Below are 22,426 nucleotides of genomic sequence, written 5' to 3'. Positions count from 1 at the left end.
CAATATGTTTAGCTAGTGTGTATTTTAGCTACTGATTCGTAATTTATTTAATAAATCCAAGGCATAAAAATACAGTCAAAAATAGCTAAGTTGGTTGAGTTGAATTATTAGATTAGAGGGAGCGTAAAGTTAACCTCACTTTTTTGATGCTGAGCTCTATGAAGCGCAGTTGAACAAACAACTGGGCAGATTCATGCCGTGGATAGCTCTCTCTAAGAGTTATTAGATATCCGTTATCTTATTGCTTGCTCTAGTATCTGCTGTTCTCAACACAACTCCACCATTGATACTGGTTGTCTGCGTTTTCAAATACTCGCCCCCAACTCTTTAGAGGCATTGCTCATGAGTTCCGTAGACAAAAGAGCTGATACCCTGAGAGATGCCCTTGATAGAAGTTTATGGATTTGATTAAGGTCTTGTCCGATAAATATAAAATCTGAGTGTTAAAGGAGTGTTCGTATTTTGATATCTTTAGAGGGGTGTTCAATCAACCACTCCATTTAATTACTCGGTATTAGGTTTGCAGGCTCTGCCATTTTTTACCTGGAATTTAAGGCTAAGCCGCTCTAATCACTGGTTGGTTTTAAGTAGTGAACAGCTGTCGCTTGTACTTTATCGAGCTCGTCTTGAAGCTCAAATAATTCTGGCTCGATATCTTCAATCGAAGTACCTGAGCGCAGTTCTTTCTCTATCGTGGCACAGACTGATTTAAGCCTTGGTACCCCACTGTATGAGCTGCTGCCATGCATTTTGTGGATGATGTGTATCAGCTGCTCAACAGGGTAGTCTGTGTCTTCGATCGCTTTCTCCGCCGCGTCATACACCTCAGGGATAAAGTCGACCAGCATTTGCAGCATATCGCGTGCGAGGTCTTCTTTATTGGCGGCTTGCTTCATCGCAGCTTGCCAATCAATGATGATGTTTTTGTGCTCGCTAGAGTTACTTTCAGATACTGGATTGTTATCGACCTCTGCAGACACTGCTGGATGGTCTGGATTTATCTTCTCGATGTGCTCAACCTCAGAGGTTGGGCTCCAATGAATCAATACTTGCTGTAATACATGCTCTTCAATTGGTTTGGTCAGGTAGTCATCCATGCCTGCATCTAGCAGCCTGTCGCGCTCGCCTGTCATGGCGTGTGCGGTAACAGCAATCACAGGTGTGTTGGCATTGTTGGCGAGCTTCTTGATGTTCTGACAAGCCGTCACACCATCCATTTGCGGCATCTGAATGTCCATGAAGATGATATCAAACTGAGTCTCAGTGGCTTTGTCGATCGCCTGCTGACCACTGGTACAGCTGATAACGGTTTCCACGCGTTCTTTGAGTAGCGCGGTGATAAGTTTCAGGTTGGCTGGGTTATCATCAACAGCCATCACAGTCAGTGGTAGTTTCTCTTCTGAATGGGTTTCAATCGCTGGTGCAATCAAGGTTGGCGCTTGGTTCGACACCAGAGTTTGCAGTAGCTTCTTACGTGAAAGAGGTTTAGTGATGCATTGAACATCGACTTCTTTCATCAATTGTTCGCCAAGTGCGAGCTCGGTACTCGGTGTACCAATGATCACGTTCTGAGCAATCTTCTTCGCGCCAATCGCCCAGCCGCTTACCGTATCGAACTGATAGTCTTGGTTGGCTGCAAGGTTCAGCAGTACGTAGTCGTACGAAGTTGACTCGTCAGGCATCACCGAACGATAGGTAACGACTAAGCCTTCTTGGGTCAGGATTTGTTGAGTTATCGAAGCGGCTTGCATGTTTGGCTCGATAAGCAGTAGTTGCTTGTCTTGCAGGCATTGAGTCTCAATCAGCTCTGTCATTGGCATATCCGTGGTAGATAGCCTTAGTGTAAACCAGAAAGTTGAACCTTGGTGTAGGCGGCTGGTTAGGCTGATCTCACCGCCCATTTGGCTCACAAGTTTCTGGGTGATAACCAGACCTAGGCCTGTACCACCATAGCGACGAGATATACTTGCATCTGCTTGGCTGAAGGCTTGGAATAGTTGGGCTTGCTGACGCTCAGAGATACCAATACCCGTATCACGAACCATGAACTGTAGTTCGATGTTGTCTTCGCTTTGTGAACGTAATTCAACGCTAATATCAATGTTACCACGCTCGGTAAACTTGATTGAGTTACCGACTAGGTTGGTCAGGATTTGTTGGATACGCAGTGGATCGCCAACAACGCCTGCCGGTACTTTAGGATCGATCTTAAGGGTAAGCTCTAGACCTTTCTCATGAGCGTTGGTCGCTTGAAGGTTCACTACTTCTTCTAAGCTTGCTTGGAACTCAAATGGGATGTTTTCTAGCGCCAGTTTACCGGCTTCAAGTTTCGAGAAGTCCAAGATATCGTTGATGATACTGAGAAGGTTGTTCGCAGAGCGTTCAATGGTCTGTAGATAATCTGTCTGACTGTTCGACAGGTGAGTTTTAAGCATCTGGCGAGTAAAGCCAATCACACCGTTAAGTGGTGTTCTTAGCTCGTGAGACATATTTGCCAAGAACTCTGACTTAACACGTGCCGCTTCTTGTGCACGTTTTTTCGCGATGTCTAACTCAACGTTTTGAATCTCTAGCTGCTCAAGAGTTTCACGCAGATCCGAAGTAGCTTGGTCGATACTGTGCTGCATCTCGACGTGATATTCCGACAGCGATACCGCCATCGCGTTGATACCGTTTTTCAGCGAGTCCAACTCACCGTGCATTTTGCCTTCGATACGGACATCCAAGTGACCACGACGAATTCGGTCAACCATGTTCTTCATGTGCGTGATCGGTTGAGTTACATCGTGCATCAAGCGGAAAGCGAATACACCAGAAAGACCCAACCCAAGAATCAGCACTAAGAAGGCTGAGAAGACTTCTTGATATTGCTGCAAACGAAGTGAAGAAAGGTCTAACTCAATAGCAATATAACCAATCGCTTGGTTGGCTTGAGACTGACCATTAGCCGAGTTGATGTACTGGCCTTCTGCAATAATCGGGGTGCGAAGAATCAGTGTGTTATCGAGTAAGTCAGAAGAGCTTAAATGAGGAATCGGTTTGTCTTTTGGATAAGTCAGGCTTTCGAAATCAGGGTGAAAGTTTGAAGTTACAAACAATTCATGACGATCATCGAATACCGCGATACTACGTACCAGCTTAGAGTTCTTTCGATGTGCATAGCTGATTAGCTGACGAACAGACTCTCGACTTTCGAGTTGCATGCCAGATTCACTCGCAATTGCCAGTGGCTCAATGATGCTAGTACCTGTGTTCACCACCTGACCTTCAAGGTCTTGATAGCGGTTAAATGAGAAAAATGCACTCAATAGCAGCCCAATAATCAGGGTTGGAGCTAGAGTTAAGGTAATTACACGGGCTCTTAAGCCATATCTGGTCATGTTCTTTAATTACATCGAGGTCTGGATATGGGAAAATAACGCACACAATGGCGGTTAAGTGAACGGTAAGCTTAATAAAAGCCGTGACGTTCGACAATGATTCCAAGACAGAATAGTGAGTCCTGGATACCAATTACTTATTAAAAGATACATTAGGCACAAGCAATGGCACGTTTTTTCCAACCAAAAAAGAAAACTCAACTCGAGACCAAGCATCAATCGGTTTTGGTTGAACGAATGGATCACAATGGCGCTGGCATCGCTTATCAGAAGAACAAACCGGTTTTCGTTGATGGCGCATTGCCCGGTGAACAAGTGGTTATTCAGCTTACTGAAAGTAAAAGTAAGTTTGCACGCGCGAAACTCATCAAATTACTGAAGCCAAGCGAGCAACGTTTAAAGCCTTTTTGTAAACACTTTAATCAGTGTGGCGGTTGTCATCTTCAGCACCTTGGTTACCAATCTCAGGTAGAACACAAGGCACAATCTCTTACGCATTTGATGAACCAATATAAGACAGATGAGACAGAGATGGCTCAACCGATTGTGGGTGATGAAACGGGTTATCGTCGTCGTGCGCGTATCAGCCTGTTTGTTGATAAGAAAACGCATAAGCTTCAGTTCGGTTTTCGCAAGAAGCAGAGCAAGCAGATAGAAAACATTACAGATTGTGCCGTGCTTGAGCCTCGCCTAAATGTATTGCTGCCAAAGGTGAAAAATTTACTCAACACTTTCAGCAACCTTACGTCTTTAGGACACGTTGAATTGGTATTGGGTGATACTGGCCCGGTAATGGTGTTACGCCACCTTAAGCCTTTGATTGAAAAAGATGAGCAAGCATTGATTGCGTTGGCGAAAGAAGAAGGCGCGATACTGTACTCAATGCCAGAGACCGACAAGTTGGTCCGCCTGGTTGGTGATGCGCCTAGCTACAGCGAAACAGGTGTTACCTTACCTTTTGAGCCAAACCACTTCATTCAGGTGAATCAGAAGGTTAACCAGCAGATGGTGGCTCAAGCGATTGAATGGTTAGAACCTAAAGCGGATGAGCGAGTGCTGGATCTGTTTTGTGGCTTAGGTAACTTCAGTCTACCTATCACTCAACAATCGGCGTTTGTGGTTGGTGTTGAAGGTGTCGATGAGATGGTTCAGCAAGCCACATCGAATGCCCAATTGAACCAGTTGAGTAACACCGAGTTTTACCAAGCGAACCTTGAAGAAGACTTATCTGCACAAGCTTGGGCAAAAGAGAAATTTGATAAAATCTTACTGGACCCAGCTCGTGCTGGAGCGAGTGGTGTTGTTGATCAAATTTCAGCGTTAGGAGCGAAGCGTGTGGTTTATGTTTCGTGTAATCCTGCTACTCTAGCTAGAGATTCAGAGAGCTTAGAAAAGCAAGGCTACCAATTAGCCAAACTTGGTATGTTGGATATGTTCCCACACACCAGCCATTTAGAATCGATGGCTCTCTTTATCAAGGCTTAAAGGCCCGTAAATAAGGCTTAAAAATGAATGACAAAGGCGCAGGGACATCTGCGCTGATATCAATATGGTCGAACTAACTTGGAACCAGTTAGTCATATTGAATTGGGTATAAAACAGAATAACTAGGAAGGCACGATGGTTGCGGTACGAAGCGCACATTTAAACCCAAGCGAACAGTTTGAGCTAGAAAGTTGGATTGCGTCATTAAAGCAAGACGCAAAAACCTCGAATAAACTGAACAAAGTTTATCGTCACTGTGAAGAGCTATTAAAAGATCACGAGCAAGCATCACTCTTGCTATGGCGTGGACGCGAGATGATTGAAATCTTGGTCACGCTGTCGATGGATCGTGCAACATTAGTCGCAGCACAACTCTTCCCTGTGGTATCAAGTGGCGTTTTTGAGCGCGAAGCCTTCGAAGAAAGCTACGGCAAAGAAATCGTTAAGCTGATTGACGGCGTTGAAGAAATGGCGGCCTTGGGCCAGTTAAACGTAACCCTTGAAGGCAGTGCTGCTTCGGGTCAAGTTGATAACGTTCGACGCATGCTATTGGCCATGGTTGATGATTTCCGCTGCGTAGTTATCAAACTTGCGGAGCGAATCTGTAACCTTATCGAGGTGAAAAAAGCGCCTGATGCTGTGCGCCGCGCGGCAGCAAAAGAGTGTTCTAACATCTATGCCCCACTGGCAAACCGTTTAGGTATCGGCCAACTTAAGTGGGAAATCGAAGATTACGCCTTCCGCTACCAACAACCAGATACCTACAAGCAGATTGCAAAACAGCTGTCTGAGCGTCGTATCGTTCGTGAACAATACATCACAGATTTCGTTGATGATTTAACCGCAGAAATGCAGCGTTCAAACATCAATGCTGAAGTGAGCGGCCGACCAAAACACATCTACAGCATCTGGCGCAAAATGCAGAAGAAAGGCTTAGCCTTCGATGAGCTTTTTGACGTACGAGCAGTACGTATTATCGCTGACCAGCTACAAGACTGTTACGCTGGCCTTGGGGTGGTACACACTAAATACAAGCACCTCCCGAGCGAGTTTGATGACTATGTGGCGAACCCTAAGCCAAATGGTTACCAGTCGATTCATACCGTAGTACTTGGCCCTGAAGGCAAGACTATTGAGATTCAGATCCGTACTAAGCAAATGCACGAAGACTCTGAGCTTGGTGTGGCGGCGCACTGGAAGTACAAAGAAGGGGCTTCAAGCGGCCGTAGTGGCTACGATGAGAAAATTACTTGGTTGCGTAAACTTATCGATTGGCAAGAAGAGATGTCGGACTCTGGCGAGATGCTGGATGAAGTACGTAGCCAAGTCTTCGATGACCGTGTATACGCATTTACTCCACGTGGTGACGTGGTCGACTTACCAATGGGCGCAACCCCGTTGGACTTCGCTTACCACATCCACTCGATGGTCGGACACCGCTGTATCGGTGCCAAAGTAGCGGGACGTATCGTACCGTTCACTCATAAACTATCGATGGGCGACCAAGTTGAGATCATCACGCAGAAAGAACCGAACCCATCTCGTGACTGGTTAAACCCAACCACAGGCTTCGTTCACTCTGGACGTGCTCGAGCGAAAATCAACGCTTGGTTCCGCGCACAAAGCCGTGAGAAAAACCTAGAAGCGGGTCGTGACATCCTGGAAGTAGAGCTAGCCAAAGTAGGCGCAACTCTGAAAGATGCTGATCAATATGCACTAAGACGTTTTAACGTGAATACGCCAGACGAACTCTATGCAGGTATTGGTAGTGGCGACTTGCGTATTAACCAAGTGGTTAATCACATCAATGCGTTAGTGAACAAGCCAACGGCGGAAGAAGAAGACAAGAAAGCATTAGAGAAACTGCTTGAGTCGGAAAGCAAGCCAGCACAGCAGAGTCGCCCTAAGAAAGACGCGGTGGTAGTAGAAGGCGTTGATAATCTAATGACGCACCTTGCGCGCTGTTGTCAGCCGATTCCTGGTGATGTGATTAAAGGCTACATTACTCAAGGTCGTGGTATCTCGGTTCACCGTGCCGACTGTGAGCAGTTAAGTGAACTAAGCCTGCACGCACCAGAGCGTATCATTGATACCGTTTGGGGTAATGGCTTTGTCGGTTCTTACATTCTAACGCTGCGTGTTGAAGCACTAGAGCGTAATGGTTTGTTGAAAGACATCACCTCACTGTTCTCGAATGAAAAGATCAGCGTGACCACAATGAAAAGCCGTATTGACTACAAGCGTCAGCTATCGGTAATGGATTTCGATTTGGAAGTGACCAATATTGAAATCTTGAGTCGAGTGACCAGTCGAGTTGAACAAATCAAAGATGTTATGAGCGTAAAACGCCTAGGCTAGTTTTTACGTCGTACTTAGCTTTCTAACTGCGTTAGTTTCACTTATTTCACTCCATCACATAGGCAAGCTATGCTCAGGAGCCTCATAAGTTTACTGCCTTGTTAGAAGAACTAATTACTTAGTAAAAAAAGATAGCTGTCATTCCCTACAGTGAGGGACGAACGTGATAGGGAATCTCGCCAAGCGATTTGAGATCCCCAACTCGCTCATTCTTCGCTCTTGAGGATGACGGAAAGAATAGAAAGGTGAGTGGTTTTGGCTGCTCACCTTTTTTAGTTTTAGAAGACGTTATAAATTTAAAAATCAAAGACAGTGAATAGGAAGAAAACGATGAATCACCCGATTGAACAACTTGAACAGATCATGACTAAGCTGCGCGATCCAGAAGGTGGCTGTCCTTGGGATTTAAAACAAAATTTTGAAACAATTGTCCCGCATACTATCGAAGAGACCTATGAGGTGGTGGATGCGATCCACAACAAAGACTGGTCGAATCTGCAAGAAGAGCTTGGCGATTTACTGTTTCAGGTGATTTTTTACAGTCAGTTGGCGAAAGAGCAGGGGCTGTTTGAGTTTTCTGATGTGGTTGATGGCATCAATGAGAAGCTAACACGCCGTCACCCTCATGTGTTCTCGGATGCCGAGTTTGCTAGCGACGAAGAAATCAATGCGAATTGGGAAGCTGAAAAAGCCAAAGAAAAGGCACAAGCAGGCAAAACTCAAGAAAGTATTCTAGACTCAATACCAAACTCTCTACCTGCACTTTCGCGTGCTACAAAGATTCAAAAGCAGGTAGCGAAATATGGCTTCGATTGGGACTCAATTGGTCCAGTGGCCAACAAGGTAATAGAGGAAGTGGATGAGGTGCTAGAAGAGGCGCTTCAAGTGACACCAAACGAAGATTTGGTTGAAGAAGAGTTGGGTGATTTGCTGTTTGCAACGGTGAATTTGGTGCGACATTTAGGTAAAAACCCTGAATCGGCGCTCAATAAGGCCAACTTGAAGTTTTCACGTCGCTTTAAAGGGGTGGAAGAAAAAGTGCGTCAACAAGATAAAAGTCTGACCGATTTTTCACTACAACAGCTTGATTCCATGTGGGATGAGGTAAAAGTAGCGGAGAAAAGATAACCAAAGCTTTTATCATGAATTGATTTGAAGCAAAAAATAAAAAATAGCAGTGTGATAGATTTCACGTTGTGGCGATAAGGGGCTTCTGGTATATTTTCATCCCGTCCAGAAGTAGTCCATTTCCCTCATTCAACCAATTTCAGGTTAAACATGACGACAAATTACATTTTTGTTACTGGCGGGGTTGTATCCTCTCTAGGTAAAGGTATTGCTGCAGCATCTCTTGCGGCTATTTTAGAAGCTCGTGGTCTTAAAGTGACTATGATGAAGCTTGACCCTTACATCAACGTTGATCCAGGCACTATGAGCCCGACTCAGCACGGTGAAGTGTTCGTTACGGAAGATGGCGCTGAAACAGACCTTGACCTTGGTCACTACGAGCGATTCATTCGCACCAAGATGACTAAGCGTAACAACTTCACTGCAGGTCGTGTTTACTCAGACGTACTAGCAAAAGAGCGTCGCGGTGATTACCTAGGTGCAACTATTCAGGTTATCCCACACATCACTAACTCTATCAAAGAGCGTGTTATTTCTGGCGCTGAAGGCCACGATATCGCGATCGTTGAAGTTGGTGGTACGGTTGGTGATATCGAATCTCTACCATTCATGGAAGCGATTCGTCAGCTAGCAGTAGAACTAGGCCGTGAACGCGCAATGTTCATGCACCTAACGCTAGTACCTTACCTAGCAGCTGCGGGCGAAGTGAAAACTAAGCCGACTCAGCACTCTGTAAAAGAGCTACTGTCTATTGGTATTCAGCCTGACATCCTAGTTTGTCGTTCTGACCGCAACATTCCTTCGAATGAGCGTAAGAAAATCGCTCTGTTCTGTAATGTGCAAGAAAATGCAGTTATTTCAATGCGCGATGTTGACTCTATCTACAAGATCCCTCAGCTTATTAAAGCTCAAGGCACTGATGAACTTGTATGTAAGCGTTTCGGCATTACAGCTCCAGAAGCAGATCTGTCTGAATGGGAACAAGTAATTTACGAAGAAGCTAACCCAACGGGTGAAGTGACGATTGGTATGGTTGGTAAGTACATTGAACTACCAGACGCATACAAATCAGTAAATGAAGCGCTAAAACACGCAGGCTTGAAAAACCGCCTAAGCGTTAATATTAAATACGTAGATTCACAAGACGTTGAGTCTCGTGGCGTAGAAGTTCTAGAAGGCCTAGACGCAATTCTAGTACCAGGTGGCTTCGGTGACCGTGGTGTTGAAGGTAAGATTCTTGCTGCTCAATACGCACGTGAAAACAAAGTACCATACCTAGGTATCTGTCTAGGCATGCAAGTAGCACTTATCGAGTACGCTCGTAATGTTGCGAAAATGGAAGGTGCACACTCTTCTGAGTTCTGTTCTGAAACTAAATACCCTGTTGTTGGCCTAATCACTGAGTGGGTAGACGGCGAAGGTAAAGTTGAAGAGCGTACAGAGACATCTGATCTAGGCGGCACAATGCGTCTAGGTTCACAGCTTTGTCACCTAGCGAAAGGTACTAAAGCTTACGAACTATACGGTAGCGCGACGATCCATGAACGTCACCGTCACCGTTACGAAGTGAACAATAATCTTCGTCCACAAATTGAAAAAGCGGGCCTAAAAGTATCGGGTCTATCTGCGGACAAGAAACTGGTTGAAGTTATTGAGAACCCGAACCACCCATGGTTCGTTGCAGCTCAATTCCACCCAGAGTTCACTTCAACACCTCGCGATGGTCACCCATTGTTTGCAGGTTTCGTTAAAGCGGCTGGTGAGTTCCAGCGCGGCGAGTTAGAGAAGTAAAAGGAATACAGGTAGCAGCGTAAGTTGTGCTGCTACCTTTAAATTTGACATTTATATATTCAACGAGAAGGAAACATTCAATGTCTAAGATCGTTAAAGTTCTAGGTCGTGAAATCATCGATTCACGTGGTAACCCAACTGTAGAAGCTGAAGTACACCTAGAAGGCGGTTTCGTAGGTATGGCTGCTGCTCCATCTGGCGCATCTACTGGTTCTCGCGAAGCTCTTGAGCTACGTGACGGCGACAAATCACGTTTCCTAGGTAAAGGTGTTCTTAAAGCAATTGAAGCTGTAAACGGCCCAATCGCTGAAGCTCTAGTTGGTAAAGACGCTAAAGCTCAAGCTGACGTTGACCAAGTTATGATCGACCTTGACGGTACTGAGAACAAATCTCAGTTCGGCGCGAACGCTATCCTAGCTGTTTCTCTAGCGAACGCTAAAGCTGCTGCTGCAGCTAAAGGCATGCCTCTATACGAGCACATCGCTGAGCTAAACGGTACTGCTGGTCAGTTCTCTATGCCTCTACCAATGATGAACATCATCAACGGTGGTGAGCACGCTGATAACAACGTTGACATCCAAGAGTTCATGATCCAACCAGTTGGTGCTAAGACTCTTAAAGAAGGTCTACGTATCGGTGCTGAAGTATTCCACAACCTAGCTAAAGTTCTTAAGTCTAAAGGCTACAGCACTGCAGTTGGTGACGAAGGTGGTTTCGCTCCTAACCTTAAGTCTAACGCTGAAGCTCTAGAAGTTATCGCAGAAGCTGTTGCAGCTGCTGGTTACGAACTAGGTAAAGACGTTACTCTAGCTATGGACTGTGCTGCATCTGAGTTCTTCGACAAAGAAGCTGGCATCTACAACATGAAAGGCGAAGGTAAGACTTTCTCTTCTGAAGAGTTCAACCACTACCTAGCTGAGCTAGCTAACCAATTCCCAATCGTTTCTATCGAAGATGGTCTAGACGAGTCTGATTGGGCTGGCTTCAAGCACCAAACTGAACTACTAGGTGACAAGCTTCAACTAGTAGGTGACGATTTATTCGTTACTAACACTAAGATTCTTGCTGAAGGTATCGAGAAAGGCGTTGCTAACTCTATCCTTATCAAGTTCAACCAAATCGGTTCTCTAACTGAGACTCTAGCTGCAATCAAGATGGCTAAAGACGCAGGTTACACAGCTGTAATCTCTCACCGTTCTGGCGAAACTGAAGACGCAACTATCGCTGACCTAGCGGTAGGTACTGCTGCAGGTCAAATCAAGACTGGTTCTATGAGCCGTTCTGACCGTGTTGCTAAGTACAACCAACTAATCCGTATCGAAGAAGCTCTAGGTTCTAAAGCTCCTTTCAACGGTCTTAAAGAAGTTAAAGGTCAATAATTCCTAGCGAATTGTTAATCTAAGCTTTTTAAATGCCTCGCTTATGCGGGGCATTTTTTTGTCTGCAGAAAGGTAGAGTAAACAACCCCTAGGTTCTAAAGCTCCTCCTGTTACATATAAAGTTCGTCATTCCCTAGACTGACGAAGGAGGGAGTAGGGAATCTCATCACTGGTTCCTAACGACAATAATTCCCCGACTTATTGATTCCCTGACACCACATATCTCGCACCAATAAGCTCATTATGGTATATATGTGCCTTATTCTAGTTCCTTCTTTTTCAACCGGCGAAAGGTGTTATGCGAATTTTTGCTTTAGTACTGCTCATAGTGTTTGGCTGGCTACAACACACACTGTGGCTCGGTAAAAATGGTATCTCTGATTACTACGGTGTGAACAACGAAATCCAAGTTCAGCAGCAAGTAAATGAAAAATTAAAAATTCGAAATGATGAGATGTTTGCAGAAATCGACGATCTACGCCAAGGCTTAGACGCGATTGAAGAACGCGCGCGTCATGAGCTTGGAATGGTTAAAGAAGGCGAAACGTTTTATCGCATCATTGGTGAGGAATCCCATTAATGTTGACTCAACCTCAAAGCGTGATTGCCGTTGTCCCTGCTGCGGGCGTGGGTAGCCGAATGAAGGCTGACCGTCCGAAGCAATACCTTAAGATCAATGGCAAAACGATTTTAGAGCATACTGTTGAGAAGCTATTGGCTCACCCTCAAGTCTCTCAAATTGTCGTCGCAATCAGTGATGATGACCCATACTACCCAGAGCTACCCCTTACTCAGAATCCACAAGTGATTCGAGTCGCTGGCGGAAGTGAAAGAGCGGACTCCGTTCTTTCTGCTTTAGATTATATCGAGAAGCAACAGCTCGGTGATTGGGTGATGGTGCATGACGCCGCAAGACCTTGTGTTCAGCTAAGTGACATCGACAAGTTGATTTCTACGGCGATGAGCCATGATGTCGGGGCGATATTAGCCGCTCCAGTTCGAGACACGATGAAGCGAGGTGCTCAAGGGCAAATCGAGCATACTGTTGAACGAGCCGATTTATGGCATGCACTTACACCACAGATGTTCAGAGCGGAACCTCTGTGGAATGTATTGAGCGAAGCGCTTAAACAAGGCGTTTCGATTACCGACGAAGCCTCTGCTTTTGAATGGAAAGGCTTCTCGCCCGCTTTAGTCGCCGGGCGTTCAGATAATTTTAAGATTACTCAGCCAGAAGACTTAGCGCTTGCTGAGTTCTATTTAAGTCAGAATAAGGAATAATGATGATTCGTATTGGCCATGGCTTTGATGTACATAAGTTTGGTGGTGAAGGTCCGGTAATTATTGGTGGCGTGAGCATCCCTTACGAACAAGGTCTTATCGCACATTCAGATGGTGACGTTGCCCTTCACGCGTTGTGTGACGCTCTGTTAGGTGCGATCGCCGCGGGCGATATTGGTCGTCATTTCCCAGACACTGACGATGAATGGAAAGGCGCAGACAGCCGTGAGCTATTGAAAGATGTGTACCGTCGAGTAAAAGAACAGGGCTACGTGATTGGTAATGCCGATATTACTATCATGGCGCAAGCGCCAAAAATGGCACCTCATATAGACTCTATGTGCCAAGCTATTGCACAAGATTTAGAAACCAGCATCAGTAATGTGAACGTAAAAGCAACGACAACAGAGCGTTTAGGCTTTACGGGTCGCAAAGAGGGCATCGCATGTGAAGCGGTGGTCCTAATTACCAAAAGTGCGTAAGCACCAACACGAAAAGAACAGCATGTCAGATATTTTATCTTCATTGGCTTATCTAAACGGTAAACCAACTGCGAAAGCAAAACTAAAAGCGAAAGCTGAACACTTTGTCGTTAATGAAGACTTGGGTTTTGAATTTACCGGTGAAGGCGAACATCTCATGGTTCGTATACGTAAAACGGGTGAGAACACTAGCTTCGTGGCAAATGAGTTGGCTAAAGCTTGTGGTGTTAAGTCGAAAGACGTGAGCTGGGCGGGTTTAAAAGACCGTCACGCAGTAACCGAGCAGTGGTTGAGCGTCCACCTACCGAAAGGTGAGCCTGACTTTTCAGCGTTCTTAGCACAGTACCCAAGCATCGAAATTCTAGCGACAGCACGACACAATAAAAAGTTACGTCCAGGCGATTTAGTTGGCAACCAATTTGAGTTGACCTTGTCTGAAGTAACGGATTGCGATGATGTCGTAAAGCGTTTAGAAAAAGTTGCTCAAGTGGGCGTGCCAAACTACTTTGGTGCTCAGCGTTTTGGTAACGAAGGTAACAACCTGTCGGAAGCTCGTCGTTGGGGCCGTGATAACGTTCGTACTCGTAATCAGAACAAACGTAGCTTGTACCTTTCTGCAGCTCGCTCGTGGATTTACAACCTAATCCTTTCAGACCGTATTGAGCAAGATGTATTTGCCTCGGCATTGGTTGGCGATATCGTGGTTAAAGACGGTGCCCAGCTAACGGTAACGGCTGAAAACCTTGAATCTGTAAAGCAAGATATCGCGAATGGTACTGCATTGGTGACTGTAGCGTTGGCCGGTGATAACGCTTTGCCAACAACAGATGAGTCTCAAGTCTTAGAGCAGAAACACCTTGATGCTGAACCGGATTTGATGGCTCTGATTCGTGGTAACCGTATGCGTCACGACCGCCGTGAAGCGTCGCTGAAACCTACTGATCTAACGTGGGAAGTAAGTGAAGATAATGTCACTCTGAAGTTCTCTCTTGATGCAGGCTGCTTTGCGACGGCTATCGTTCGTGAATTGGTTGAAGAAGTACACGTAGAGAGAAGCTACGAGCAGTAATGATTCTGCTTGGCACTAAGTGACTTAATATTGGAATTTAAGTCACTTGGCATTGGAATATGAAGAAAGGATACAGAATGAAGATTTTACTCAGCAACGATGATGGTGTGCATGCTCAAGGTATTCATGAGCTAGCAGATGAATTACGTGATCTTGCTGAAGTTATCATAGTGGCACCTGACCGTAATCGTTCAGGCGCTTCAAATTCATTAACTTTAGAACAGCCTTTACGCGTTCAAGAGATCGCAGAAAGCACCTATTCAGTACAAGGGACACCAACCGATTGTGTGCATTTCGCATTAAATGAACTGCTAAAGGATGATATGCCTGATCTGGTATTAACGGGCATTAACCACGGCGCGAACCTGGGTGATGACGTGTTGTACTCAGGTACAGTCGCAGCCGCAATGGAAGGGCACTTCTTAGGCGTTCAATCGGTGGCGTTTTCTCTGGTTGGTAAAAAACATTTTAAGACAGCGGCAGCGATTGCTCGTCGTATTGTCGAACAACATTTAGCAAAACCAATCCCAACCAACCGCTTGTTAAACGTCAATGTGCCGGATCTCGCTTTAGAACAGCTATCAGGGACTCAGGTTACTCGCCTTGGCGCACGTCATCATGCTGAAGATATGATTAAGCAAAAAGACCCGCGTGGTCATGATATCTATTGGCTTGGTCCTCCGGGTAAAGAGCAAGATGCTGGAGAAGGGACTGACTTCTATGCGATTGAGCATGGTTATGTATCAGTAACACCATTGCAGGTTGATCTGACGGCGCACGAATCTTTGGGCGCTATGACAACATGGTTAGGGGAGAAGTAAGTGAGTAACCCACAAGCAGAACGCTTAATTACTTTTCTGATTGAAAATGGCATCCGAGACCAAAAAGTACTGGATGCGATTTATCAACTGCCAAGAGAGAGTTTTTTGTCTCAGGCTATGTATCATCAGGCTTATGACAATAATGCGCTGCCTATTGGGCAAGGGCAGACCATCTCACAGCCGTATATTGTTGCTAAAATGACAGAATTACTTGAGCTGCAACAAGATAGCCGAGTTTTGGAAATCGGAACCGGTTCTGGCTACCAAACTGCTGTTTTAGCTCAACTTGTTGATCATGTTTATTCGGTTGAAAGAATAAAGTCGCTACAATGGGACGCTAAGCGTCGGCTAAAGCAGCTCGATTTTTATAATATTTCAACCAAACATGGTGATGGCTGGCAAGGTTGGTCCTCTAAAGGGCCTTTTGATGCAATTATCGTAACCGCTGCTGCAGAGTCTATTCCTCAAGCACTTTTGCAACAGCTCAAAGATGGCGGTCGCCTATTGATTCCGGTTGGTGATGACGAACAACAGTTATTGAAGATCGTGCGTCATGGTGATGAGTTTTTGTCGAGTGTCATCGAGATGGTGCGATTTGTACCTCTGGTGCCTGGTGAGTTAGCTTAATAAAAGACTGATGGTGTAGGTGGATAGAGAGTCGATGCGTTCGAAGTTGTTAAAAGGAAGTTCCTTGCTGCTTAGCTGTGCCCTTGTTGGGTGTGCAGCGAATTCGCCTGCGCCAGTTTCAAGCCTAAGTAAAAACTACTCATCGGTTGATCGCGGTAGCTACCGTGGCAGTTACTACGAAGTGAAAAAAGGCGATACGCTTTATTTCATCGCGTATGTCACCAATAAAGATGTACAAGACCTGATTAGCTATAACAAACTTGCGGCCCCTTATACCATCCACCCGGGGCAGAAGCTTAAGTTGTGGCGTCCTAGCTATAACGCGCCAGCCTATGGTAAATCAACGGTTGTAGCCGCAGCAGTCGCTGATCCTGTTGCCGCGTCCACAGCATCATCGACGGCAAGTAAACCTAAAGCTACTCCACAACAGAGTAAAAACTCTAAACCTGCGCCAGCTCAAACTACCACCAAAGTGGCGAAAAAAGATCCACCAAAGAAGGTTGAACAATCCAAATCAAAGGAGTATGTTGGGTCTAAAGGTAAACAGAATGTTACACCGTCCACCAAACCAACAAGTGATAAAGTATCCAAATGGTTATGGCCAACAAAGGGGAGAGTAATTAAGAATTTCTCTGTAGGCGAACAAGGAAATAAAGGCATAGACATAGCAGGACAGCGAGGTCAGCCAATAGTATCTACTGCAGGGGGAACGGTTGTTTATTCGGGTAATGCATTACGAGGCTACGGCAATCTAGTGATTGTGAAGCATAATGATAATTACTTAAGTGCATACGCGCATAACGACCGACTATTAGTATCTGAAGGGCAAAGTGTGAAACCAGGGCAGAAGATTGCAACAATGGGAAGCTCTGGAGCCAGCAGTGTTAGGCTGCACTTTGAGATTCGTTACCAAGGTAAATCCGTCAATCCAAAACGATATTTACCTTAAATACAATACCAACTAATCACGTATTGTATTAAGTGACATAGTCATTTAGCGACATATGAAGTTGTAATGTCATGCTAATTTCGCCAGGGGGAGGCGTTATGAGTATAAGCAATGCAGTAACCAAAGAAGAGTTCGATCTTGACCAAGTAACCACGGAATCGGAAATACTTGAGCAAGGGAAGCGAACAGCTACTAAGAAAGCCGAAGTTAAAGAAGAAACTGAAGTTACTTCTAAGAGTTTAGATGCGACGCAACTGTATCTAGGCGAAATCGGTTTCTCACCACTACTAACCGCTGAAGAAGAGGTGCTTTACGCACGTCGAGCTCTACGCGGTGATGAAGCAGCACGCAAACGCATGATCGAAAGTAACCTGCGTTTGGTAGTGAAAATTTCCCGTCGTTATAGCAACCGTGGCTTGGCGCTTCTCGATCTAATCGAAGAAGGCAACCTAGGTTTGATTCGCGCCGTAGAGAAATTTGACCCAGAGCGTGGCTTCCGTTTTTCTACTTACGCGACATGGTGGATTCGTCAGACCATAGAGCGTGCCCTGATGAATCAGACTCGCACTATCCGTTTGCCTATTCATGTTGTGAAAGAGCTGAACATCTACCTACGTACTGCAAGAGAACTATCACAAAAGCTTGACCACGAACCAACAGCTGAAGAGATCGCTTCTAAGCTAGATAAGCCGGTTGGTGATGTGAGTAAGATGCTTCGTCTAAACGAAAGAGTGAGCTCTGTAGATACGCCAATTGGTGGTGATGGTGAGAAAGCACTGTTGGATATTATTCCTGACATCAACAATTCTGACCCAGAGGTTTCAACTCAAGATAGTGATATCAAGAACTCACTGATCTTCTGGCTTGATGAACTGAATCCTAAGCAGAAAGAAGTGCTTGCACGTCGATTTGGACTACTAGGTTATGAACCGTCAACGCTAGAAGAAGTTGGCCGTGAAATCAGCCTGACTCGTGAGCGAGTTCGTCAAATACAAGTTGAAGGTCTGCGTCGTCTACGTGAGATCCTAATCAAGCAAGGTTTGAACATGGAAAACCTGTTCAACGTTGAAAACGACTAAACGATATTTATTGATATCGAAAAAAAACGCTGACTTAATGTCAGCGTTTTTAGTTTCTGGTGTCTTAAGTTTCTTAATTTACTAGCCTATGAGCTAGACCACTTTTGACTACAGTAGCTTCTTCAAGCGGTATAACTCTTCTAGTGCCTGGCGTGGTGTTAGATCATCAGGATCCACGTTCGCTAATGCTTGTTCTACTTCACTTGGCTCAGGGATAAGGCTCAGTTGGTTTGCTATATCAACGCCGCTTGGCTTCGATGTAGGAGATTCAATACTCAATGCTTCAAGTTGTGTCAGCTTCGCACGAGCGTTCTTGATCACGGCCTTTGGTACACCAGCTAATCCTGCAACTGCTAAGCCGTAAGATTTACTCGCTGCGCCTTCTTGAACTGCGTGCATAAAGGCGATGCTGTCACCGTGCTCTACTGCGTCTAAGTGAACGTTGGCCAGTGTTGGAATCTGGTTTGGTAGTTCGGTTAGCTCAAAGTAGTGCGTAGCAAACAGTGTCATCGCATTGATTTGATTCGCTAGCCACTCTGCACTTGCCCAAGCTAGAGATAGACCATCGTAAGTGCTGGTACCACGACCGATTTCATCCATCAGCACTAGGCTGTTTGGTGTTGCATTGTGCAGGATATTAGCCGTTTCCGTCATCTCAACCATGAAGGTTGAACGCCCAGACGCTAGATCATCCGATGCACCAATTCGAGTAAAGATACGGTCGATAGAGCCAATGGTTGCGCTTTCAGCTGGCACATAACAACCGATATGCGCCATTAGCGCGATAAGTGCTGTTTGACGCATGTAAGTCGATTTACCACCCATGTTTGGACCTGTGATGATCAGCATCTTACGCTTATCGTTAAGGTCAATTGGGTTAGCAATGAATGGTTCGTCCATCACTTGCTCAACCACTGGGTGACGGCCTGCTTGGATTTGGACGCCAGCGGATTCCGTCATAGTCGGGCGGCAGTAATCGAGAGTGTCTGCACGTTCGGCTAAGTTCTGTAAGACATCAAGCTGAGACACAGAAGAGGCGATGTTTTGTAGTCGCTCTAAATGTGGCAGTAGCAAATCAAACAGCTCTTCCCATAACTGCTTCTCGATAGCCAGAGCCTTCGACTTAGAGTTTAGAACTTTGTCTTCGTGCTCTTTTAGCTCGGGAATAATGTAGCGCTCAGCGTTCTTTAGTGTTTGACGACGTACATAGTGTGGCGGCACAAGGTGGCTTTGCCCGCGGCTTACCTGAATAAAGAAACCGTGTACGTTGTTGTAACCCACTTTTAGTGTGTCGATACCATGACGTTCACGCTCTTCTTGTTCGAGTTGGTCAAGGAATTCGGTTGCACCAGCGGCTAGGTTACGCCACTCGTCTAGTTCAGCATTGTAGCCTTCTGCGATCACACCGCCATCGCGGATAACCACGGGTGGGTTCTCTTTGATGGCGCGCTCTAGTAGTTCTGAGACCTCATCTAAAGGAGAAGCATACTGAGCTAACTGAGTGAGGTATGGGTGCTTAAGTTGGGTTAGCGTTTCTGCAAGTTCTGGTAGGTATTCCATCGCTTGACGAAGTCGCGCCATATCACGAGGGCGAGCCGAGCGAAGTGCCAATCGAGCCAAAATACGCTCAATATCACCAATCTGCTTTAGGGTTGGCTGCAGCTCAGTGAATAGCGCCAAATCTTTCATCTCACCAATCGCGTCTAGGCGCTGATCGAGTGCCGAGATATTACGCATTGGTTGATGTAACCAACGCTTAAGCATACGACTACCCATTGCGGTTGCAGTGTGGTCCAGAACTTCAGCAAGGGTGTTATCGGTACCACCACCAAGATTTTGTGTGATCTCTAGGTTGCGGCGAGTTGCAGCATCAAGGATCACCGAGTGATCTTGCTTGTCCATGGTCAGTGAACGGATATGTGGAAGTGCTGTGCGTTGTGTATCTTTCACATACTGAATAAGACAGCCGGCTGCACATAAGCCAAGCTTCGCGCCTTCAACGCCAAAACCAACAAGGTCACGAGTACCAAACTGTTGGTTCAACTGCTGCTTAGCGGTATCTAGTTCAAATTCCCATACTGGGCGGCGACGATTGCCAGTGCGGCTTGCCATTAACTCAACGGGTTCGAAATCCTCAGGGAACAACAACTCGCGCGGAGAAGTTCTCTGCAGTTCTGCTGCCATTGCTTCTTCGGTTTCTGGTTCACACAGTTGGAATCGGCCAGAGGTAATGTCTAGCGTCGCGTAACCAAACTTGCCATTGTGGTGGTAGATAGCGGCAATCAAATTGTCGACGCGTTCAGAAAGCAGTGCTTCGTCAGTTACGGTACCTGGTGTCACGATACGCACAACCGCACGCTCTACAGGGCCTTTTGAAAGTGCTGGATTACCAATCTGTTCACAAATTGCTACGGATTCTCCGAGTTGCACTAACTTAGCTAGATACCCCTCAACGGCATGGTATGGGACGCCGGCCATTGGGATTGGCTCACCATTTGAAGAGCCGCGTTTGGTCAGTGAAATATCGAGGAGTTGAGACGCTTTTTTTGCGTCATCGTAGAAAAGCTCGTAGAAATCGCCCATGCGGTAGAACAGCAGAATTTCTGGGTTTTCTGCTTTCAGTTTTAGGTACTGTTGCATCATGGGGGTATGTTTTTGATCGGCTTTCACAGTTAACTTCTTTCGTTTATTTCTATTGCGGCTTAGGATACGTGAAAGCGTTTCGTGCGAAAAGCGGCTGAAGCGAAAAGATGCGTATCCAAATGTTCTAATGGTAAATAAAGGGAAGCTGATAATGCAGATGACTCAAGATCTTAGTGAAAAACTCGGACTGTTGCTTGCAGAGCACAATCAGGTGTTGGTCACCGCCGAGTCTTGTACTGGTGGCGGTGTAGCAAGTGCGGTAACGGATATCGCGGGCAGCTCTGCTTGGTTTGATCGCGCTTTTGTCACGTATAGCAATGAAGCAAAGCAAGAGATGATTGGCGTACAGTTAGAAACCTTAGTGGAATTTGGTGCGGTCAGTGAACCTGTCGTCATAGAAATGGCTAAAGGTGCGCTAGAGCATTCGAACGGAACCATCGCGGTGTCAATTAGTGGTATTGCAGGTCCTGGTGGCGGTACAAAAGAGAAGCCCGTTGGTACGGTATGCTTTGCTTGGAAGGCGCTAAGTGGTTGGAATAAAGTGGAAACGCATGTATTTGCCGGTGACAGATCACAAGTACGCCAACAAGCCACGCACCATGCCCTGCAAGTTATTTATGATTACCTATCAATGGAAGACAAGTAACATTTGTACAAATTATTTTCATACAGGTATAGACACTGTATGAATCAACAGTATAATAAAAGCCAATTAGTCACCCCTATGTGGGTTCGAAATAGATTCTAAATCGCTTGTTTCACGACAACCGATTATCTGGAGATAGTAATGGACGAGAATAAACAAAAAGCGTTAGCCGCAGCCCTTGGTCAGATTGAAAAACAATTTGGTAAAGGCTCTATCATGCGTCTTGGTGACAACCGCACAATGGATGTAGAAACAATTTCTACTGGTTCTCTATCTCTAGATATCGCACTAGGTGCTGGTGGTCTACCGATGGGGCGTATCGTTGAAATCTATGGTCCAGAATCTTCAGGTAAAACAACGCTAACACTTGAGCTGATTGCTGCAGCACAAAAAGTAGGTAAAACTTGTGCTTTCGTTGATGCTGAGCACGCACTAGACCCAATCTACGCTCAAAAGCTTGGTGTTGATATCGATGCACTTCTTGTTTCTCAACCAGATACTGGTGAACAAGCTCTAGAAATCTGTGATGCTCTAGCGCGTTCTGGTGCTATCGACGTATTGGTTGTCGACTCAGTAGCAGCACTAACACCAAAAGCTGAAATCGAAGGCGAAATGGGCGACAGCCACATGGGTCTTCAAGCTCGTATGCTTTCTCAAGCAATGCGTAAGCTGACTGGTAACCTTAAGCAGTCTAACTGTATGTGTATCTTCATTAACCAAATCCGTATGAAGATTGGTGTAATGTTTGGTAACCCAGAAACAACAACGGGTGGTAACGCACTTAAGTTCTACGCATCTGTTCGTCTTGATATTCGCCGTACTGGCTCTATCAAAGAAGGTGACGAGATCGTTGGTAACGAAACGCGCATTAAGGTTGTTAAGAACAAGATTGCTGCACCGTTTAAACAAGCTGAAACTCAAATCCTATACGGCCAAGGCTTTAACCGCGAAGGTGAGTTGATTGACCTAGGTGTTAAGAACAAGCTAGTTGATAAAGCCGGTGCTTGGTACAGCTACAAAGGCGACAAGATCGGTCAGGGTAAATCGAACTCTTGTAAGTTCCTACGTGAAAACCCAGAGATCGCTCTAGAGCTAGATACTAAACTTCGTGACTTGCTACTGACTCCAGCTGTTTTAGAAGAGAAAGAAGCAGAGAAAGAAGAAGAGAACGAAGAGTTTTAATCTAAATCGTTACTCTTAGCTAAGAACTTGAAGCCTCGCATTGTATGCGGGGCTTTTTTATTGGCTGACACATCCACCGTGCTTCCTCAGTTTCTCATTTTGGCGTTCGCTATCTGCAACCCTTCA

General features: G+C 45.6%; 17 protein-coding genes. 15 read left to right on the top strand and 2 right to left on the bottom strand.

Annotated features, from left to right (window positions below; genetic code table 11):
• Nucleotides 1-566: 566 nt before the first annotated feature.
• A complete protein-coding gene (gene barA / locus OH460_RS07375; protein ID WP_061032441.1) occupies nucleotides 567-3,380 on the bottom strand; it encodes a two-component sensor histidine kinase BarA in 2,814 nt (937 codons plus the stop codon).
• 165 nt (nucleotides 3,381-3,545) lie between these two features.
• On the opposite strand from barA, the gene rlmD reads away from it, so the two are divergent.
• The 13 genes from rlmD (at nucleotide 3,546) to rpoS (ending at nucleotide 17,829) form a co-directional block, all read left to right on the top strand.
• Nucleotides 3,546-4,865 (top strand): 23S rRNA (uracil(1939)-C(5))-methyltransferase RlmD, encoded by a 1,320-nt coding sequence (gene rlmD / locus OH460_RS07370; protein ID WP_269996236.1) that lies wholly within the window; start codon nucleotides 3,546-3,548, stop codon nucleotides 4,863-4,865.
• Nucleotides 4,866-5,000: 135 nt separating this feature from the next.
• Nucleotides 5,001-7,223, top strand: a complete 2,223-nt coding sequence (gene relA, locus OH460_RS07365; protein WP_171731450.1) for a GTP diphosphokinase — start codon at nucleotides 5,001-5,003, stop codon at nucleotides 7,221-7,223.
• 330 nt (nucleotides 7,224-7,553) lie between these two features.
• Complete coding sequence (gene mazG, locus OH460_RS07360) at nucleotides 7,554-8,351, top strand: nucleoside triphosphate pyrophosphohydrolase (protein ID WP_061032443.1); 798 nt, start codon at nucleotides 7,554-7,556, stop codon at nucleotides 8,349-8,351.
• Nucleotides 8,352-8,501: 150 nt separating this feature from the next.
• A complete protein-coding gene (locus tag OH460_RS07355; protein ID WP_269996231.1) occupies nucleotides 8,502-10,142 on the top strand; it encodes a CTP synthase in 1,641 nt (546 codons plus the stop codon).
• 80 nt (nucleotides 10,143-10,222) lie between these two features.
• Nucleotides 10,223-11,521: a phosphopyruvate hydratase gene (gene eno, locus OH460_RS07350; RefSeq protein WP_061032445.1), complete on the top strand. Its 1,299-nt coding sequence runs from the start codon at nucleotides 10,223-10,225 to the stop codon at nucleotides 11,519-11,521.
• Nucleotides 11,522-11,819: 298 nt separating this feature from the next.
• Nucleotides 11,820-12,101: a cell division protein FtsB gene (gene ftsB, locus OH460_RS07345; protein ID WP_008221147.1), complete on the top strand. Its 282-nt coding sequence runs from the start codon at nucleotides 11,820-11,822 to the stop codon at nucleotides 12,099-12,101.
• Complete coding sequence (ispD, locus tag OH460_RS07340) at nucleotides 12,101-12,802, top strand: 2-C-methyl-D-erythritol 4-phosphate cytidylyltransferase (protein WP_102424617.1); 702 nt, start codon at nucleotides 12,101-12,103, stop codon at nucleotides 12,800-12,802. Before ftsB ends, ispD begins: the two co-directional genes overlap by 1 nt.
• 2 nt (nucleotides 12,803-12,804) lie before the next feature.
• Entirely contained in the window at nucleotides 12,805-13,284 is a 480-nt protein-coding gene (gene ispF / locus OH460_RS07335; RefSeq protein WP_004739053.1) for a 2-C-methyl-D-erythritol 2,4-cyclodiphosphate synthase, read from the top strand.
• Nucleotides 13,285-13,306: 22 nt separating this feature from the next.
• The gene (truD, locus tag OH460_RS07330; protein ID WP_061032447.1) at nucleotides 13,307-14,353 is read left to right on the top strand and encodes a tRNA pseudouridine(13) synthase TruD; all 1,047 of its coding nucleotides are present in this window, start codon (nucleotides 13,307-13,309) and stop codon (nucleotides 14,351-14,353) included.
• Between the two features lie 77 nt (nucleotides 14,354-14,430).
• Nucleotides 14,431-15,174 (top strand): 5'/3'-nucleotidase SurE, encoded by a 744-nt coding sequence (gene surE / locus OH460_RS07325; RefSeq protein ID WP_137408053.1) that lies wholly within the window; start codon nucleotides 14,431-14,433, stop codon nucleotides 15,172-15,174.
• Nucleotides 15,175-15,801 (top strand): protein-L-isoaspartate(D-aspartate) O-methyltransferase, encoded by a 627-nt coding sequence (locus OH460_RS07320; protein ID WP_105025545.1) that lies wholly within the window; start codon nucleotides 15,175-15,177, stop codon nucleotides 15,799-15,801. It begins immediately after the preceding gene.
• A gap of 34 nt (nucleotides 15,802-15,835) precedes the next feature.
• Nucleotides 15,836-16,750, top strand: coding sequence for a murein hydrolase activator NlpD (nlpD, locus tag OH460_RS07315; protein ID WP_269996220.1), 915 nt, complete (start codon nucleotides 15,836-15,838; stop codon nucleotides 16,748-16,750).
• A gap of 98 nt (nucleotides 16,751-16,848) precedes the next feature.
• A complete protein-coding gene (rpoS, locus tag OH460_RS07310) occupies nucleotides 16,849-17,829 on the top strand; it encodes an RNA polymerase sigma factor RpoS (protein ID WP_008221135.1) in 981 nt (326 codons plus the stop codon).
• A gap of 108 nt (nucleotides 17,830-17,937) precedes the next feature.
• Here the strand turns inward: rpoS and mutS are convergent, their stop codons facing one another.
• The gene (mutS, locus tag OH460_RS07305) at nucleotides 17,938-20,499 is read right to left on the bottom strand and encodes a DNA mismatch repair protein MutS (protein ID WP_186171239.1); all 2,562 of its coding nucleotides are present in this window, start codon (nucleotides 20,497-20,499) and stop codon (nucleotides 17,938-17,940) included.
• 124 nt (nucleotides 20,500-20,623) lie between these two features.
• Here mutS and pncC point away from each other — a divergent pair, with 124 nt between their 5' ends.
• Both pncC and recA read left to right on the top strand, forming a co-directional pair.
• Nucleotides 20,624-21,118, top strand: a complete 495-nt coding sequence (gene pncC, locus OH460_RS07300) for a nicotinamide-nucleotide amidase (protein WP_105057592.1) — start codon at nucleotides 20,624-20,626, stop codon at nucleotides 21,116-21,118.
• A gap of 141 nt (nucleotides 21,119-21,259) precedes the next feature.
• Entirely contained in the window at nucleotides 21,260-22,300 is a 1,041-nt protein-coding gene (gene recA, locus OH460_RS07295; RefSeq protein ID WP_061032452.1) for a recombinase RecA, read from the top strand.
• Nucleotides 22,301-22,426: the final 126 nt, after the last annotated feature.

The sequence above is a fragment of the Vibrio sp. Makdt genome, from assembly GCF_027587015.1.
In the GTDB taxonomy this organism is placed as follows: Bacteria; Pseudomonadota; Gammaproteobacteria; order Enterobacterales; family Vibrionaceae; genus Vibrio; species Vibrio chagasii_B.
This window is presented reverse-complemented; position numbering and strand designations above follow the sequence as displayed.

Bases quoted from the DNA above. Each gene is read 5' to 3' on its own strand.
- barA (WP_061032441.1), bottom strand. From the start codon at position 3,380: ATGACCAGATATGGCTTAAGAGCCCGTGTAATTACCTTAACTCTAGCT.
- rlmD (WP_269996236.1), top strand. From the start codon at position 3,546: ATGGCACGTTTTTTCCAACCAAAAAAGAAAACTCAACTCGAGACCAAG.
- relA (WP_171731450.1), top strand. From the start codon at position 5,001: ATGGTTGCGGTACGAAGCGCACATTTAAACCCAAGCGAACAGTTTGAG.
- mazG (WP_061032443.1), top strand. From the start codon at position 7,554: ATGAATCACCCGATTGAACAACTTGAACAGATCATGACTAAGCTGCGC.
- OH460_RS07355 (WP_269996231.1), top strand. From the start codon at position 8,502: ATGACGACAAATTACATTTTTGTTACTGGCGGGGTTGTATCCTCTCTA.
- eno (WP_061032445.1), top strand. From the start codon at position 10,223: ATGTCTAAGATCGTTAAAGTTCTAGGTCGTGAAATCATCGATTCACGT.
- ftsB (WP_008221147.1), top strand. From the start codon at position 11,820: ATGCGAATTTTTGCTTTAGTACTGCTCATAGTGTTTGGCTGGCTACAA.
- ispD (WP_102424617.1), top strand. From the start codon at position 12,101: ATGTTGACTCAACCTCAAAGCGTGATTGCCGTTGTCCCTGCTGCGGGC.
- ispF (WP_004739053.1), top strand. From the start codon at position 12,805: ATGATTCGTATTGGCCATGGCTTTGATGTACATAAGTTTGGTGGTGAA.
- truD (WP_061032447.1), top strand. From the start codon at position 13,307: ATGTCAGATATTTTATCTTCATTGGCTTATCTAAACGGTAAACCAACT.
- surE (WP_137408053.1), top strand. From the start codon at position 14,431: ATGAAGATTTTACTCAGCAACGATGATGGTGTGCATGCTCAAGGTATT.
- nlpD (WP_269996220.1), top strand. From the start codon at position 15,836: ATGCGTTCGAAGTTGTTAAAAGGAAGTTCCTTGCTGCTTAGCTGTGCC.
- rpoS (WP_008221135.1), top strand. From the start codon at position 16,849: ATGAGTATAAGCAATGCAGTAACCAAAGAAGAGTTCGATCTTGACCAA.
- pncC (WP_105057592.1), top strand. From the start codon at position 20,624: ATGCAGATGACTCAAGATCTTAGTGAAAAACTCGGACTGTTGCTTGCA.
- recA (WP_061032452.1), top strand. From the start codon at position 21,260: ATGGACGAGAATAAACAAAAAGCGTTAGCCGCAGCCCTTGGTCAGATT.